The sequence below is a fragment of the Aeromonas sobria genome (genome assembly GCF_000820145.1).
Taxonomy (GTDB): domain Bacteria; phylum Pseudomonadota; class Gammaproteobacteria; order Enterobacterales; family Aeromonadaceae; genus Aeromonas; species Aeromonas sobria.
The window spans coordinates 240274-256975 of record NZ_CDBW01000032.1 but is presented as its reverse complement, the minus strand read 5'-3'; the positions used below and the strand labels follow the sequence as shown (position 1 = coordinate 256975).

At 59.4% G+C, this 16702-nt stretch carries 17 protein-coding genes and 1 tRNA gene; 8 read left to right on the top strand and 10 right to left on the bottom strand.

Features of this window, described 5'->3' with window-relative positions:
• Positions 1-126: 126 nt before the first annotated feature.
• From BN1135_RS14900 to pspA, 6 genes are all read right to left on the bottom strand, one after another.
• Entirely contained in the window at positions 127-1050 is a 924-nt protein-coding gene (locus BN1135_RS14900) for a LysR family transcriptional regulator (RefSeq protein WP_005346246.1), read from the bottom strand.
• A 190-nt stretch (positions 1051-1240) separates the two neighbouring features.
• Positions 1241-2272, bottom strand: a complete 1032-nt coding sequence (locus BN1135_RS14895; RefSeq protein WP_042022418.1) for a YcjF family protein — start codon at positions 2270-2272, stop codon at positions 1241-1243.
• A 51-nt stretch (positions 2273-2323) separates the two neighbouring features.
• Positions 2324-3730, bottom strand: coding sequence for a YcjX family GTP-binding protein (locus tag BN1135_RS14890; protein WP_042022416.1), 1407 nt, complete (start codon positions 3728-3730; stop codon positions 2324-2326).
• Positions 3731-3890: 160 nt separating this feature from the next.
• Positions 3891-4295 carry an envelope stress response membrane protein PspC gene (gene pspC / locus BN1135_RS14885; protein ID WP_042022414.1) on the bottom strand — a complete coding sequence of 135 codons (405 nt, stop codon included), beginning with the start codon at positions 4293-4295 and terminating at the stop codon, positions 3891-3893.
• A complete protein-coding gene (gene pspB, locus BN1135_RS14880; protein ID WP_042022412.1) occupies positions 4292-4528 on the bottom strand; it encodes an envelope stress response membrane protein PspB in 237 nt (78 codons plus the stop codon). Before pspB ends, pspC begins: the two co-directional genes overlap by 4 nt.
• 3 nt (positions 4529-4531) lie before the next feature.
• Positions 4532-5218 (bottom strand): phage shock protein PspA, encoded by a 687-nt coding sequence (gene pspA, locus BN1135_RS14875; protein ID WP_042022411.1) that lies wholly within the window; start codon positions 5216-5218, stop codon positions 4532-4534.
• Positions 5219-5414: 196 nt separating this feature from the next.
• On the opposite strand from pspA, the gene pspF reads away from it, so the two are divergent.
• From pspF to BN1135_RS14845, 6 genes are all read left to right on the top strand, one after another.
• Positions 5415-6467: a phage shock protein operon transcriptional activator gene (gene pspF / locus BN1135_RS14870; protein WP_042022409.1), complete on the top strand. Its 1053-nt coding sequence runs from the start codon at positions 5415-5417 to the stop codon at positions 6465-6467.
• 91 nt (positions 6468-6558) lie between these two features.
• The gene (gene sapA / locus BN1135_RS14865; protein ID WP_042022408.1) at positions 6559-8154 is read left to right on the top strand and encodes an ABC transporter substrate-binding protein SapA; all 1596 of its coding nucleotides are present in this window, start codon (positions 6559-6561) and stop codon (positions 8152-8154) included.
• 2 nt (positions 8155-8156) lie between these two features.
• Positions 8157-9116, top strand: coding sequence for an ABC transporter permease (locus tag BN1135_RS14860; RefSeq protein ID WP_042022406.1), 960 nt, complete (start codon positions 8157-8159; stop codon positions 9114-9116).
• A gap of 35 nt (positions 9117-9151) precedes the next feature.
• On the top strand, positions 9152-10045 hold the full coding sequence (locus tag BN1135_RS14855) for an ABC transporter permease subunit (RefSeq protein ID WP_042022403.1): 894 nt from the start codon (positions 9152-9154) through the stop codon (positions 10043-10045).
• An 82-nt stretch (positions 10046-10127) separates the two neighbouring features.
• Positions 10128-11126 (top strand): peptide ABC transporter ATP-binding protein, encoded by a 999-nt coding sequence (locus BN1135_RS14850; protein WP_042022400.1) that lies wholly within the window; start codon positions 10128-10130, stop codon positions 11124-11126.
• 34 nt (positions 11127-11160) lie between these two features.
• Positions 11161-11946: a peptide ABC transporter ATP-binding protein gene (locus BN1135_RS14845; protein ID WP_042022398.1), complete on the top strand. Its 786-nt coding sequence runs from the start codon at positions 11161-11163 to the stop codon at positions 11944-11946.
• 95 nt (positions 11947-12041) lie between these two features.
• Here BN1135_RS14845 and htpG read toward each other — a convergent pair whose 3' ends face one another.
• A complete protein-coding gene (gene htpG, locus BN1135_RS14840; RefSeq protein WP_042022397.1) occupies positions 12042-13955 on the bottom strand; it encodes a molecular chaperone HtpG in 1914 nt (637 codons plus the stop codon).
• A gap of 212 nt (positions 13956-14167) precedes the next feature.
• Positions 14168-14770 (bottom strand): recombination mediator RecR, encoded by a 603-nt coding sequence (gene recR / locus BN1135_RS14835; RefSeq protein WP_042022394.1) that lies wholly within the window; start codon positions 14768-14770, stop codon positions 14168-14170.
• A gap of 245 nt (positions 14771-15015) precedes the next feature.
• Here recR and BN1135_RS22465 point away from each other — a divergent pair, with 245 nt between their 5' ends.
• Entirely contained in the window at positions 15016-15204 is a 189-nt protein-coding gene (locus BN1135_RS22465; protein ID WP_042022392.1) for a hypothetical protein, read from the top strand.
• Between the two features lie 14 nt (positions 15205-15218).
• Positions 15219-15518, top strand: coding sequence for a DUF2982 domain-containing protein (locus BN1135_RS21715; RefSeq protein WP_254783785.1), 300 nt, complete (start codon positions 15219-15221; stop codon positions 15516-15518).
• A gap of 267 nt (positions 15519-15785) precedes the next feature.
• Here BN1135_RS21715 and BN1135_RS14820 read toward each other — a convergent pair.
• Positions 15786-15873 (bottom strand) — tRNA-Ser (locus tag BN1135_RS14820).
• A 225-nt stretch (positions 15874-16098) separates the two neighbouring features.
• Complete coding sequence (locus BN1135_RS14815; RefSeq protein WP_082186808.1) at positions 16099-16554, bottom strand: type III secretion system chaperone family protein; 456 nt, start codon at positions 16552-16554, stop codon at positions 16099-16101.
• Positions 16555-16702: the final 148 nt, after the last annotated feature.

Here is a 16702-nt window from a genome sequence, read left to right as displayed (position 1 = left end):
ACCAGCAATGAGCTTAGGGGAGTGGCAATACGATGAATATTTCAATTTTTGGTGGCTCAGGTATCAGCTAAATCGATATCGAGTGCAGATGAATCTGAATTTTGGTGGCAACCCCGCAAGAGATGGCTAGCGAGGGAGCGCCTGACGGGCCCGTAACCGGCTCTGATCCCGCGCGATATCGATAAATTCCCGCGCCGTCCAATCCAGCCGAGAACCACGGCGCCACACCAGCCCGATATCGATGGCGGGAATGGGCTCCTTGATGGGGCGAGCCTCGACCCGCTCCTGCTCCAGCGACCAGGGGCGATAGGCAAAATCGGGCAGCAGGGCGACCCCGAGCTGGCTGGCGACCAGACTGCGCACCGCCTCCACCGACGCGGTGCGCAGCACGATACGGGGGGAGATGCCGTAACGACGCAGGCCGCCACCGATGATCTGATCGAGCTGATCGGCGGTCAGCGAGATCATCGGCTCCTCCCCCAGTGCCGTCAGGGAGAGGGTCGACTCGGCACAGAGCGGGTGGTTGGCGGCCAGCCAGAGCCGCAGCGGCGAGCGGGTCAGCAACTCGGTATCAAACGCCTCTTGCCGGATGGTGCGGTTGGTCATCAGGATCCCCACATCCACCTCGCCGTTGACGATCTGATGCTCCAGAAAAGGCTGTTCATCCTCCTTCACCTCGATCTGTACCGCCGGAAAGGCGCGGCGAAAGCGGCCGAGCGCCTCAGACAGGTAGTAACCCGCCACCAATGTGGTCACACCGATGGTGAGCCGCCCCTGATCCTGCTGGGCCACCGCTTTGAGGGAGTGGCTCGCCTCGGTCATGGCGCCGAGAATACGGCGGGCATGGAGCAAAAACTGGTGACCCTGAGTGGTGAGGGTGACGCCGCGCGGATTGCGCTCGAATAGCGGGGCGCCCAGCTCGGTCTCCAGCTCGCGAATGGCGCTGGTGACCGCCGACTGGGAGATATGCAGCTCGGCGGCGGCGCGGCTCACTGAGAAGCTGTCGGCCACGGCCACGAAATAACGGATCTGGCGAAAGGTAAAGTTCATCGGGCATCCTTGCCGATTAGTACGATTGGTGTGATTGATACGATTGACTGCCAGCTTAACCGTAAACGGGCGCCTCGCAAAAGTCGGGCACTGCTGCCAACTCAATGATCTGCCGATTAAAACCATGCCCCTGCGGCTTGGCGAGCACGACAGGGGCATGGGTCATCGCAGCAAGGTGCAGATAGGGCTATCAGGATTTGTTGAGATACCCCGCCAGCTGGCCGATCAGCCGCTTGCGCAGCTCTCCCAGTTTGGGTTTCTCGTCCGCACACCAGGGCAGCGGGCGGCACGCCTCTATGGTGCGCAGGCCAAGGCGAGCGGTGAGCAGCCCGGCCCCCACCCCTTGTGCGGCACGGGCGGAGAGCTTGGCGGCAAACTCGGCGCCCAGCAAGTCCATCCCCACCTCTGTTATCAGCTCGGTGGCGCCGGCGTAGAGCATGTTGCGAAACACCTGACGGATCAGACGTATGCGGCTCCAGTAGCCAAGCTCGATGGCATAGACATCGGCGATATCCTCGATCATCCGCAAGTTGCGCCACAGCATCAGTATCATGTCGACGGTGGCGAGCGGGCTCAGCGCCACCAGCACGGCGGCCTCCCCCGACCATTTGGCGACCCGCGCCTGCGCCAGTTTGTCACGCTCGCTCAGTACCAGCTGACTGTAAAGAGTCAGCACCTCCCGATCGCTGTGGCTCTCGTCGAGCTGAGCCAGCCAGGTTTGATACCCTTCGCGCCCCTTGTCGCCACTTTTGACCGCCAACCCTTCGCAAAAGGCCTGCCCCTGCCCGACCCCCTGATGGGCCAGCAGATCTTCTGCCCGCGAGCGCACATCCTGACGCCGCTTGAGGGTGCGCAGTCGCAGCCACTCGCGCCCCACCACACTGGCAGTCCCCGCCGCCACCAGCGCCGATGCCGCCAGCCAGGCGCTACCCCAGAGCGGGGTGGTGAGAAACTGCTCGTAAAGGAAGGCGCCATATTGCCCCAAGGAGAGCAGACCGACCGCCCCCAGCCCCCACGCCAACAGCCGATGGCGGCGGCGCGGTTTGATGACCAGGGCACTCTCCACCTCGGTGAAATCGTCCAACTCGTCGAGGCGCTCGAAACTCGCCTCCTCCAGCTGCTGGGCCGGTGCGGGCGGTCGCTCGTCACTGGCCACCGTCAAGGCAGGCTCAAGGATCACCTTGCCCTGCAGCGGTGGCCGCTCTTTTATCTGATCGTTCATCGCATTGTTCTCCTGAATGCGGAACCGAGAACAATCCCGGGCCGCACACCGTTATTCGAGGTGATCCCCGAGCAGAAACTCCAGCGCCGCATCGAGCCGGATATGGGGCAGCGCCTGATGGGCGCTCATGGGCATGGGGCGAAACGCCTGAAAATCAAAGCCCTGACTGTTCCACCACTGCGCGGGCGGAATATGGGGCGGCACTTCACCCGGGAACAGCAGCAGCGATTCGCCGCTCAGACTGGTGCCGCGAATGGCGGGGAACTCGCGGCCATTGGCCACCCCCTTGCCCACTTCGGTCGCCTTGATGGCAGCGAGCGCCAGACATTCGGTGGTGATCCCCTCGAAACGGGCCTGCCCGCGGCCGCTGCGCACCAGATGCTGGAGCAGGGATACCATGGGCGCATGCTGTTCGGGGGTGACGTGATCGGCCTTGCTCGCCACAAACAGCAGTTTGTCGATACGGGGCGAGAAGAGCCGCCGCCACCAGTTGCTCTTGCCGTAGGCAAAGCTCTCCATGATGCGGGCAATGGCCTGCTGCATGTCGCCAAAGCTGGCAGCCCCTGCATTGAGGGGCTGCAGGCAGTCCACCAGCACGATCTGGCGATCGAAACCGGCAAAGTGCTGCTCATAAAAACCCTGCACCAGATGCTGTTTGTACTGTTCGAAGCGCTGCCTGAGGGTGGCGTAGAGGGTGCCATCGGCGGGTTCGCCGACAGGCATCTCCCACACCCAGGGGACAAATTGCAGCATAGGGGCTCCGGCATACTCCCCCGGCAAGACGAAGCGGCCGGGCTGGATAAGGTGCAGCCCCAGCTCTTGTTTGCAGGCGTGCAGATAGGCGGTGTAGCGCTCGGCCAGCTCAGCCACCGGTCGTTCTGCAAAAGGTTGCGTTGCCTGCCACTCGGGGGTCAGCCAGCTGGCGGCGAGTGCTTGCAGCTCGGGGCGGCGCAGCTGCTCGCGCACCTGTTCGCTCCACTGCTCGTAACTCATCTCAAGCAGCGGCAAGTCGAGCAGCCACTCCCCGGGGTAGTCCACCAGATCCACGTAGAGGGTGGAGATCTCCCCCAGATGTTTGCGCAGGGGGTGACGGGTGCGATAGCGGATTTCGAGGCGCACCTCGGCCACGCCACGGGTGGGCTCGGGCCAGGCCGGTGGATCGCCAAACAGGGAGTCGAGGCCACGCTCGTAGGCAAAGGTGGGAATGTGGGCATTGAGCTGCGGCACCCGGCGCGCACCGAGGATGCGCCCCTGACGCAGGGCATCCCACAACGGCAAACGGCCATCGATGGCCGCGTGTTCCAGCTGGTTGACCAGCGCCGTGATAAAGGCGGTCTTGCCGCTGCGAGAGAGGCCGGTCACCGCCAGCCGGATATGGCGATCCCGCACCCGGTTCACCACGTCGTTCGCCTTGTGTTGCAGGCGAGTCAACTTCTGTTCCAGTTTATTGAGTATCAAGGCTTGATCCGTTCTCCCTTGGTGGTTGCATCTGGCGTGATCGGCCGTGCGACAAGGCAAACTGGCTATCCGCATCTGGATGGTCAATCTGCCTGAGTGGCGTCAATGATGGAGCATCACAGGAGGCTCCACCATCGACGATGAATACTGACGATGGCTACTACAGCTTGCTGAATTCCCGCTGCAGGGTGAACTCCTTGGAGGTCACCAGCTTCTCGATCCGCTGTACTCTGGGCTCCAGCGCGTCAAGTTCCTGCGCGATACGGCCCAGCGCCTGATGAGGAGTGACCCCCGCCTGCCAGCTGCGCGCTTTCATCCGCACCTCGGCAAAGTCGGCATCCTCTTGCGAATAGAGGGTGACCGGCTTTTTGTCGAGCAAGAACCAGGCGGCGATATAGGCGGTGAAGGTGATGAAACCGGCGAAGATAAGGCCACTGATGGCCAACAGCCGCACGATCCAGGTCTCCACCCCGAAGTACTCTGCCAAACCGGCACAGACCCCAGCTATCTTGCCGCGCTGGGGATCGCGATACAGGTTACGTCCGTCACGACTCACATTGCTCATACCTTGTTCCTCCAACCGGGTACTTCCGCATCCAGAATCGACTCCAGCGCGCCTACTCGCTCCTGCATCTTCTCGGCACGGCCGAGCAACCCTTGCAGTTGCTCCCGCTCGCTATCGGCGAGACCGGCACCAATCCGCCCCTTGGCCCGGTAGTGCAGCACCAGCCAGATGGGGGCCACCACCACCATGAAGACCACCATGGGAACCATCAATACACCCAGCAGATCTTCCATCTGTTACTCCCCCTGTTTGCCTTCGCTTTTGTGCTCACTCTGACCCAGCTTCTGGCGCATCGCTTCCAGCTCGCGGCTGATCTGATCATCCACTTCCAGCTCGGCAAACTGCTGCGCCAGTGCCTTGTCGGACTGACCCAGATCGGCGCGGGCTTCCATTTCGTCGATGCGACGCTCCATCCGCTCGAACTTGCTCACCACCGCCTGGCTCTCGCCACGGGCTACCTGGCTCTGCACGTTGAGACGGCTGCTGGCCGCTTCGGTGCGGATAGCCATCGCCTTTTGACGGGCGCGGGCATCTTCCAGCTTGGCTTCGAGCTGGCGGATCTCCTCACCCAGCTTTTCGATGCCGCTGTCGACCGCTTGCTGCTCGCGGTAGAGGGTCTCTGACAACTCGGTCTGTTTCTTCTTCTCGATAAGGGCGGCGCGGGCCAAATCTTCACGCCCCTTGGTCAGAGCCAGCTCGGCCTTGGCTTGCCACTCGTCAACCCGCTCCTGATGACGGGTGACCTGACGGCCAATCTCTTTCTGGCTGGCGAGGAAACGGGCCAGATTGGAACGCTCCTTGACCAGCTCATCTTCCATCTCCTGGATGATCAGGCGCACCATCTTCTGGGGATCTTCGGCCTTGTCGAGCAGGGACGTCAGGTTGGAATTGATGATGTCGGCCAGACGGGAAAAAATACTCATGGTTGCACTCCTGTTGTTGGCATGGCGTTGTTTCTCCATTGACAATGGCAACTTGTGTGCCAATCTGGAATGAAATTTAACTTGTTGATTTATATGGGGCTGAAAGACCGAATTACAAGATGCCTGGTGCAAGTGATGATAAGATTCACCAACTTTTGGTAAGATTGACCAGCTTTAACAACCGACAGGGATCACTATGACCACGGCCACGGAAAGCCTGCTGGGGGAATCCAACGCATTTCTCGAGATCATTGAGCAGACCTCACGGCTCGCCCCGCTGCGCAAACCCGTGCTGATCATCGGTGAGCGGGGGACGGGCAAGGAGCTGATCGCCCACCGCCTACATTATCTCTCGGCGCGCTGGGATCAAAGCTTTGTCACCATCAACTGCGCCACCCTGAGCGAGAGCCTGCTGGAGACCGAGCTGTTCGGTCACGAAGCGGGCTCCTTTACCGGCGCGGCCAAGCGCCATCAGGGCCGCTTCGAGCGGGCCGATGGCGGCACCCTGTTCCTTGACGAGCTGGCCACCACCAGCGCCCGGGTGCAGGAGAAGCTGCTGCGGGTCATCGAGTATGGCGAGTTCGAACGGGTGGGTGGGGCCAAGCCCCTCAAGGTGGATGTGCGGCTGGTCTGCGCCACCAACGAAGATCTCCCTGCGCTGGCAGACAGGGGGCAGTTTCGCCACGATCTGCTCGACCGGCTCGCGTTTGATGTGATCACCCTTCCCCCGTTGCGGGAGCGGCGAGAAGATATCCTGATGCTGGCGGAGCACTTCGCCCACAGCATGACCCGGGAGCTGGGCTATCCGCTGTTTGCCGGGTTCTCGCGCAAGGCAACCCTGCTGCTGCAGGATTACCACTGGCCGGGCAACGTGCGGGAGCTGAAAAACGTGGTGGAGCGCAGTATCTACCGTCAGGGCAATCCCCAGCTGCCGCTCTCGACCCTGGTGATCAATCCGTTTGATTCCCCCTGGCGCCCCGGTGCCAAGAGTAACCAGCAGTTGCCAGAGGGGTCGGGTGAGGCGCCAATCGCCACGGCGATGAGCTTGCCGCTTGAGCTGAAACAGGCGGTGGCGGAGTTCGAGATTAATTTACTCAAGCAAGCGATGCAGCAATCCCAGTATAATCAGCGCAAAGCCGCTCAACTGCTGGCCCTAAGCTATCACCAGTTCCGCGGCATGCTACGCAAGTATCAGCTGCTCAATGATGATAACGAGGCAGAACAAGAGCAAAAGGAGTCCGATTTATGACGACTCCCGCAACACGTCAGCCTTTGCGCTGGCACATTTGTATCAAAACGTGCGTACCCACATCGTATAAGAACATGGTTCAACAATGAGAATGCTCACCCCCTTGCTACTCGGCCTGCTGGTGCTGCTCACCGGCTGCCAGAAGCAACCCGAGGCCTCCAAAACCGGACTCATCTATTGTGCTGAGGGATCCCCCCTCTCCTTCAATCCCCATGTTTCCAACTCCGGGGTGACGCTGGATGCCACAGCCCGTCCGCTCTACGACCGCCTGCTGGAGGTGAATCCCAACACCCTGGCGCTGGAGCCGGCCCTGGCCACCGATTGGCGTATCAGCGAGGATGGGCTCACCTATACCCTGACCCTGCGCAAGGGGGTGACCTTTCACCATACCCCCTGGTTCAAGCCCACCCGCACCTTCAATGCCGATGACGTGGTCTTCACCTATGCCCGCCAGCTTGACGAACAGCACCCCTATCACAACGTCTCTGGCGGCGATTACCCCTACTTCTACAGCCTGGGGCAAGATTTGCTGATCAAGCGGGTGAGCAAGAAGGGGCCACAGACTGTGGTGTTCGAGCTGAACCAACCAAACGCCTCCTTCCTCGCCACCCTGGCCAGCGACTATGCGGTGATCCTCTCCGCCGAATACGCCGAACAGATGCTCAAGGCGGGCACGCCAGCCCTGCTGGACACCCGCCCCATCGGCACCGGCCCGTTCAGTTTCAAGGAGTATCGCCACAACGAGCTCATTCGCTATCTGCGCCATCCGGGTTACTGGGGCGGCGATGCCAAGATTGAACAGCTGGTCTACGACATAGCCCCAAAATCCTCCAAGCGGTTGGCCAAGCTGTTGACCGGCGAGTGTGACGTGATGAGCACCCCGTCTGCCAGCCAGCTCTCGGTGATCAAGCAGCATCCGGCTCTCAACCTCTCGGTCCAGTCGGGGATGAACGTCGCCTTTTTGGCCCTCAATACCCGCAAACCGCCGTTCAACAACATCAAGGTGCGCCAGGCCATTGCCAGCGCCATCAATACCGACAACCTGTTGCAGGCGGTCTATTTCGATACCGGTCTACCCGCCAACAGCCTGCTGCCACCCCTATCCTGGGGGTACAACCCCAGCCTGCCCGAGCGCAAGCCTGATCTGAAACGGGCGCGCCAGCTGCTCAAGGAGGCGGGACTGGAGAATGGGTTCGAGATGCAGGTGCTGGTGCAACCGGACGCCCGCCCCTACAACCCGGATGCGGTCAAAACCGCCCAGCTGATCCGCAGTGATCTGGCCAAAGTCGGGATCAAACTCAAAATTGTGCAACGGGAGTGGCAGGTGATCGAAGGTCGCCTCACTCAGGGGCAGTACGACAGCCTGCTCTCCGGCTGGATTGCCGACAACGCCGATCCTGATAACTTCTTCCGCCAGCTGCTGAGCTGCTCCGCCGTAGAGCGCGGCAACAACTACAGCCGCTGGTGCAGCCCGGCCTTTGATCAACTGCTGGATGATGCAGTCACCACGCCCCAGCTCGCCTTCCGGCTGCGCAACTACTATTACGCCCAGACCCTGCTCAACGAACAGCTGCCCCTTATTCCGCTGGCCCACGCCTTGCGCACTCAGGTCAGCCGCAGCGACATCGAGGGGCTGATGCTGATGCCCTTCGGTGGTACCTCCTTCAACCAGGCTCACAGGGAGTAAGCATGCTTTTATACACCTTGCGCCGTCTCAACCTGCTGCTCATCACCCTGCTGGCACTGACCTTCGTCGCCTATCTGCTGGACTATCGGCTGATCGGCAATCAGCTCAGCTTCTGGAGCGGTTATCCCGACTTCCTGCGCCGCATTTTCGCCGGTGATCTGGGGCTATCCAGCGTCTCCGGGCTACCGGTGCTGGACGAGATCCGCCACTATTTCCCGGCGACCCTGATCCTCTGTCTGGCCGCTTTTGCCATCTCGCTGCTGGTGGGTATTCCGCTAGGCACCCTGGCCGCGCTGTCGCAAGGCAAGACGCTGGATATCTCCATCATGACGGCAGGCCTCATCGGCTATGCGGTGCCGGTGTTCTGGCTGGCGCTACTGGCGGTGATGCTCTTCTCCCTCGATCTCGGCTGGTTGCCGTCTTCGGGGCAACTCAGCCTGCTCTACGATGTCCCGTCGATCACCGGTATCGCGGTGATTGATGTGCTACTGAGCAACGAACCCTGGCGGCAAGCGGCGCTGCACGATGCCCTGCGCCACCTGATCCTCCCGTCACTGGTGCTGGCGGTGGTGCCGACCACCGAGGTGATCCGCCATGTGCGCAGTTCCCTCATCGATGTGATGAAGCAAAACTACATCAAGGCGGCAGCGAGCCGCGGCCTCTCCAAATGGCAGATCGTCTGGCGCCACGGCCTGAAAAATGCCCTGCCACCGGTGCTGCCGCTGCTGGGTCTGCAACTGGGCAGCGTGCTCACCTCCGCCATGATCACCGAGGTGGTGTTCGAGTGGCACGGGATCGGCCGCTGGCTCATCAGCAGCATCGCCCTGCAGGATTATGCCGCCATTCGCGGTGCAACCCTGGTGGTCGCCAGTTTTGTGATCCTGATCAGCGTCAGCACCGAGTTGCTGACCACCCTTATCTATCCGGCACGGCGCAAAGAGTTGTATGCCAAACAAGATTGAACGCGCTCATGGCGTGACCAGGAGCCAGGTATCCTATGCAAGATAAATCGAACATCTATCCCGAGCTCAAGATCCTCTCGCCCCTTGAGCAGACGTGGGCTTCCTACAGCCGCAACCCGCTCGCCATGGCAGGGCTCTGGTGCTTTTTACTGCTGCTGCTTATCACCCTGGTAGGGCCGCTGGTGGTGCCTCACGGTATCGATGAACAGCATGCAGCGCACTTGTTGCTTGCCCCTTCCTGGGCGGCGACCGGCAACATCGACTACTTTCTCGGCACCGATGACCTGGGGCGCGACATGCTCTCCCGGCTGGTGGTAGGGGCTCGCCTCACCTTTGGCTATGCACTGGTGGTGGTGGTGATTGCCATGGTGGTGGGCTCTGCTATCGGCATCCTCGGCGGCATGAGCAAGGGGCTCAAATCGAGCGTACTACACCACCTGCTCGATACCCTGCTCTCCATCCCCTCCCTGCTGATGGCCATCATCATGGTCGCGATCCTGGGACCGGGCCTTGGCAATACTCTGATTGCCATTACCCTGGCGTTGATCCCGCCCTTTATTCGCGCCACCTATAATGCGGTGCACACCGAAATGCAAAAGGAGTACATCACCGCCAGCCGCCTTGATGGATCACCTCCCTTCCGGATCATGCGCCTGGCTATTTTGCCCAACATCGTCGAGACCCTGGTGGCCCAAACCACCCGCACCCTGTCGGCGGCCATCCTCGATATCTCGGCGGTAGGTTTTCTTGGCCTCGGCGCTCAGTCACCCCAGCCGGAATGGGGCGCCATGCTGGCCGATTCGAGCGATCTTATCTACCTCGCCCCCTGGACAGTGACTCTGCCGGGCATCGCCATCCTGTTTAGTGTGTTGGTCACCAACGTTGTAGGTGAAGGGATCCGTGAAGCACTCAAAGAGGGCAATGATTGATGATGCCCTTGTTCGAAACCCGCTCTATCGGCATCCCGCTGATACAACCCCCTGTGCCACACCGCAATGAGGAGCGCCGCTGATGCCCTTGCTCGATATTCGTAATCTCACCATCGAGATAGATACCCCGCAAGGCAAGGTCAAGGCGGTAGACAAGGTGAGCCTGACCCTGACCGAGGGGGAGATCCGTGGGCTGGTCGGTGAATCAGGCTCAGGCAAAAGTCTGATCGCCAAGGTGATCGTCGGCATCGAGAAGGACAACTGGACGGTGCGCGCCGACCGAATGCGCTTCAACGACATGGATCTGCTGACCATGGCCCCCAAAGAGCGGCGCCGTATCATGGGCCGCGAAATCGCCATGATCTTTCAAGACCCCATCAGTTGCCTCGACCCTTCCGAAGAGATTGGCACCCAGCTGGAAGAGGCAATCCCGACCGATTCGTACGAAGGGAAGTTCTGGCAGCGCTTCCAGTGGCGCAAGAAAAAGGCCATCGCCCTGCTGCACCGGGTCGGGGTCAAGGATCATCGCAAAGTGATGCGCGCCTATCCCCACGAACTCTCTGACGGTATGTGCCAAAAGGTGATGATCGCCATGGCCATTGCCAATAAACCGCGCTTGCTGGTGGCCGACGAGCCCACCAGCGCCATGGAATCGACCACTCACTCCCAGATCCTGCGACTGCTGGACAAGATGAACAAGCTGGGTAACACCACCATCCTGATCATCAGTAACGACATCGCCGCCATCGCCAACCTGACCGATACCATCAACATCATGTATTGCGGTCAAATGGTCGAGGTGGGCACCCGGGAGCAGATCCTGGAAAGCCCGCGCCACCCCTATACCGACGCCCTGCTCAAGTCGATCCCTGACTTTGACAAGCTGGTGCGTCACAAGTCACGACTCGACACCCTGCCCGGGATTATTCCCCCGTTGCAACACTTGCCCATCGGCTGCCGGCTGGGGCCACGTTGTCCCTATGCCCAGAAGCAGTGCGTGCAGACCCCGCTGATGCAAAAGATCAAAGGTCATCAGTTCAGCTGCCACTTCCCGCTGAATATGGAGGAGCCGAAAAAATGATGATCGTTAATGCCCCCATGAAGGAGCCCCGCCTGTGATCGAGCCATCCCTGTTGCAGGTCAGAGGCCTTAGCAAAACCTACCAGAACCGCACCGGTCTGTTCCGTCGTCAGGCGGTGGAGGCGATCAAGCCCCTCTCGTTCGATCTCGAAGTGGGCCAGACCCTCGCCATCGTCGGCGAGGCGGGCTCCGGCAAGAGTACCCTGGCCCGCATTCTGGCCGGGATGATCGAACCCACCAGCGGCGATATCGCCATCGACGGCCAGCTGATGGTGCATGGCGACTACCAGACCCGCTGCAAACTGCTGCGGATGATTTTTCAGGATCCAAACACCTCGCTCAACCGCAAGATCCGGGTTGGCCAGATCCTGGAGACCCCGCTGCGTCTTAATACCGGGATGAGTAATGAGGAGCGCAATGAGAAAGTGATCCAGACCCTGCGCATGGTCGGCATGCTACCGGATCACGCCCTGTTCTATCCCCAGATGCTCTCCGCGGGCCAACAACAGCGGGTGGCGCTGGCTCGCGCGCTGATCCTCAATCCGAAAATCGTGGTGGCTGACGAAGCGCTCTCTACCCTCGACATCTCGGTGCGCTCCCAGATCATCAATCTGCTGCTGGAGATGCAGGAGACCATGGGGCTGAGCTATGTGCTGGTGGCCAACGATCTGGGCATCGTCAGCCATATCAGTGACGAAGTGCTGGTAATGCATGAGGGTCGGGTGGTGGAGCGCGGCAAGACCTTGCGGGTGTTTGCCGATCCCCAGCACGATATCACCCGCCGGCTGATCCAGAACTACAACAACGAATACCGCAGATAAGCGTAACGGCTGCGTCCAAGCGAGATCGGGACGACCGCAGATCAAAAAAGGCCACTGCAGATGCAGTGGCCTTTTGCTGTTAGCACAAAGAGTTATCAGGCTTGCAGCAGCAACCGGTTAATGCGGGAGACAAAGCTCGCCGGGTCATTAAGACCACCCTGATCGGCCAGTTGAGCCTGTTCGTGCAGCAGGGTGACCCACTCGCCAAACAGCGCCTCATCCTGGATGGTGTCGAGCTTCTTCACCAGCGCGTGGTCGGGGTTGAGCTCCAGAATGTACTTTTGCTCCGGTACCGGCTGGCCAGCCGCACGCATCAGCTTGATCATCTGGGTGCTCATGCCATAAGCATCAGTGACGATGCAGGAGGGTGAGTCGGTCAGGCGGTGAGTCACACGCACCTCTTTTACCGCTTCGCCCAAACTCTGCTTGGCACGCTCCACCAGACCGGCATTGGCTTTTTCAGCCTCTTCCTGCGCCTGTTTGGACGCCTCATCTTCCAGATCACCCAGATCCAGTTCGCCACGGGTGACCGAGACCAGCTGCTTGCCGTCGAACTCGGTCAGGTGGCTCATCAGCCACTCATCGACCCGCTCGGACATCAGCAGCACTTCGACACCCTTCTTGCGGAAGATCTCGAGGTGCGGGCTGTTCTTGGCAGCAGCGAAGCTGTCGGCGGTGATGAAATAAATCTTCTGCTGGCCTTCCTTCATCCGGCCAACATAATCCTCGAGGGAGACAGTCTGGGCTTCGCCCTCGCCCGCCGTGCTGGCAAAGCGCAACAGCTTGGCAATCTCTTCGCGGTTGGCGTGATCTTCTGCCGGCCCCTCTTTGAGCACGTTACCGAACTCGTTCCAGAAGGTCGCATACTTCTCGCTGTCATCCTTGGCCAGTTTGGCCAGCATGGTCAGCACCCGCTTGGAGCATGCCTTGCGCAGGGAGACGGTCACCTTGTTGTCTTGCAAAATTTCGCGGCTGACGTTGAGCGGCAGATCGTTGGAGTCCAGCACCCCTTTGACGAAGCGCAGGTAGGTCGGCATAAACTGCTCGGCGTCGTCCATGATAAAGACGCGCTGCACGTAGAGCTTCAGACCATGCTTCTGTTCGCGGTTGTAGAGATCAAACGGCGCCCGAGCCGGGATATAGAGCAGGCTGGTATACTCCTGCGCCCCTTCTACCCGGTTGTGGCCCCACAGCATGGGATCTTCAAAATCGTGGGCGACGTGCTTGTAGAACTCCTGATACTCCTCATCCTTGATCTCTTTCGGGCTGCGGGTCCACAGTGCGGTGGCACGGTTGACCTGCTCCCACTCGCCAGGGGTACCGACTATGGTCTCACCCTCTTCTTCGCGATCCGGAGTGCCCTCTTTGTACATCTCGACCGGCACACTGATGTGGTCGGAATACTTGGCAACCACGCTGCGCAGACGCCAGTCATCGAGGAACTCGCCCTCTTCTTCACGCAGGTGCAGGATCACGTCGGTACCGCGACCGACTTTGGTCACGTCAGCCACGGTGAAGGAGCCTTCCCCTTCCGATTCCCACTGCACGCCCTGACCTTGTTCGGTACCCGCAGCGCGGGACACTACGGTCACCTTGTCAGCAACGATAAACGCGGAGTAGAAACCAACCCCGAACTGACCGATCAGCTGGGAGTCGCGGCCTTGATCACCGGAGAGGTTTTTGAAAAAGTCGGCGGTACCGGACTTGGCGATGGTGCCCAGATGCTCGATCACCTGATCCCGGCTCATACCAATGCCGTTATCAGAGATGGTCAGGGTCCGTTGTTCTTTATCAACCACCAGGCGAACGCGCAACTGGCCGTCGTTTTCAAACAAAGAGGCATCGGAAAGCGCCTTGAAGCGCAGCTTGTCTGCCGCATCGGAGGCGTTGGAGATCAGCTCGCGCAGGAACACTTCTTTGTTGGAGTAGAGGCTGTGGGCCATCAGGCTCAGCAGTTGTTTGACTTCAGTCTGAAAACCGTGGGTTTCGGCATGAACGCTTTGGGTCATCGACACTATCCTCAGGCAATTCGGGTTGAACATATTCCTGATACAAGATGGGGCCGTGACTCCTCATTTCAAGGGGGAAAAAAATCTTGGCAGTGCAGATGGCGTTTTTTGCGCCAAAAAACGCCAAAGGCCACCTATTCAGTCAAAAAAAAACCCGCCTTGGCGGGTTAAGCTGTGATGAAGAGTACCGCTCAGAGGGAACTGAGGCAGACTCAATTCAGCGGCTGTCGCCCCATCAGCGAATGAGAAAGCGTAGTACCATCCACCAGCTCCAATTCGCCGCCCACCGGTACACCATGGGCAATGCGGCTGACCTTGATACCGGCAGATCGGGCCATATCGGCGATATACCAAGCGGTTGCGTCCCCTTCGATGGTGGGGTTAGTGGCCAAAATCAGCTCACCGATCGACTCCGTTTGCAAACGTCGCTCCAGGATCTCCAGCCCCAACTCTTCCGGGCCAATGCCATCAAGGGGTGACAGGTGCCCCATCAGCACAAAATAACGACCCGAGAACTGACCGGTATGCTCGATCGCCGCCACATCTGCCGGGCTCTCAACGACGCAGAGCAGGCCACTCTCTTCACGCTTGGGATTGGCGCAGATCTCGCAAAGATCGTTCTCGGTAAAGGTGCGGCAGTGGCTACAGTGGCCAATCTCGATCAGCGCCCGACTAAGCAACTGAGCCAGTCGCAAGCCACCACTGCGCTCGCGCTCAAGCAAGGTAAACGCCATCCGTTGGGCAGACTTGGGCCCCACCCCAGGCAATACCTGCAGGGCTTTCATCATCTCATCAAGCAGGGGACTGAACTTCATAACACTCCTTACACCGGGCCGATCTGCCGCCCCCCTCAGGGACGCGACAGGTCAGCTGAACTGGATCACGCTATTGGCGCAGGACTATACCCGAGCAGGCGCGTCGCTGCCATCAGCTTTCCGGCCCGCCAACACCCATCCATCAATCGGGGTGGCTGGCTTTCAAAAAAGGGCGCCCCTTATACTTGGCCACAGATGGCCATTTGCATCATTGCCGCGCCAACCGTCAGGAGAGGAGCTAACCGATGAAAACACGCCACTTGAAGCCCTTGAACCGCCGTAACGGATTGACCCTGCTCTGCTCCGGTGTGCTCATCACCAGCCTGATGTTATTGCTGATCTGGCGACTTGCCAGCGATCCCCTGATCCCGGCTTATGCGCTACTACTGACCGGCCTGATGATGACCTTTATCGGCTGGCGGTTCATCTGCTGACCGAGCAGCGCAGTGTGCTGTTGCACGCAATGCAAAGCGAACAGCCTGGCTGCCTGAGCGGCAGTTGCAGCGATCCCCTGCTGGGAGGCGATCTATTGGAAGAGGGACGATTTCGCTCCCACGAAGGGCAACACTATGACGGGGCCATTGCCATGCTGGCGCAGCGGATGAGCCGTTTGCGCCAGTTGCTCGGCTATGACCTGCTGATCCCCATCGACAGCCTGGACCGGCAACCAGAGGCCTTTCTAACCCTGCTACGCCACTATCAACAAGAGGCAATAGTGATGATGCAGACCGAGTCACCCCCAACCTAGCCCCCATGACTGACGCATGTGGTCATTCGGCACGACAAGATCGCCACAGCCGGTTATTGGCTGATGACTGTCTACATTCAAAAACGTCGATAGCCTGATTAACGGAAAGAATTGGGGTGTTGGAATGCAGGAAGGGATATTGTTTAAATTCAGATTGTCGGCAAATAACCCGGTAAAGGGGCTCACACTCCCACATCAATAGCTCTAATGTGGTTTCCTGGTTTGCCAGAAAGCAAAAAACCGACCCTGAGGTCGGTTTTTTTAATTTGGCGGTGAGGGAGGGATTCGAACCCTCGATACGTTGCCGTATACACACTTTCCAGGCGTGCTCCTTCAGCCACTCGGACACCTCACCAAATTTTTACTTCTTTGAAGTGGCTTTCGGATCACGCTACGCGTGCTTTCTTGCCGACTTCGTCGGTGGGCAGCCACTGGAGCCGCTCACCAAATTTTGGTCTGTAGTTTTACGTGTTCAGCCAACACTGTGTTCACTGTGCTGTTGCGCTGGAACGGGGCGTAATGTAGGAGAAAGCCCCTCCTTCGTCAACGGCTTTTTTCAATTACCGGTTCGTTTGCACGCTTAATGCACAGATTCCGGTGATACCTGAATGTCTGCGAGGTTGAGGAAACCTGAGCGCTCGCACTCTGCAACCAGTTCATGGGTCGCGGCTATGGTGCTCTGGACGAACAGCAGGAACTGTTCAACCGTCAGTCCGGCATTGGTAAAGATGGTATGACCAACCACCAGTCGCGGCAGGTTGTCATCGATAATATCGAGGAACACCTTGAGCGAGGGGTACTGCATATTGAGTCGACCCAGATCAGCCACCAGCGGCAGCATAGCGGAAGGGCGTACTTCCAGCTCGGAGGAGAACAGCAGTCCCTCCTCTTCGACAAAAATTCGACTCTCCTGAATACCATCTACCGATTGCAAAGAGACAATGTGGATACCATGACACTGGTCGCAGACATAGTGTTCGATACGAGCCTGTTGCAACCAACGCATTACCATTTCGGAGCTGGGGATATTCATCATTTCCACGACAAGATTTGGATCAAGGGGCGCAGTCTAAACCAATTCTCTATCAACCAAAAGCACACCAGCCCGATAACCCTGCCGCCCGCTTCTTTTTGGCAAGCACTATGCATATACTCAGCCCAATCCACGGCTACGCTTGCCCCAC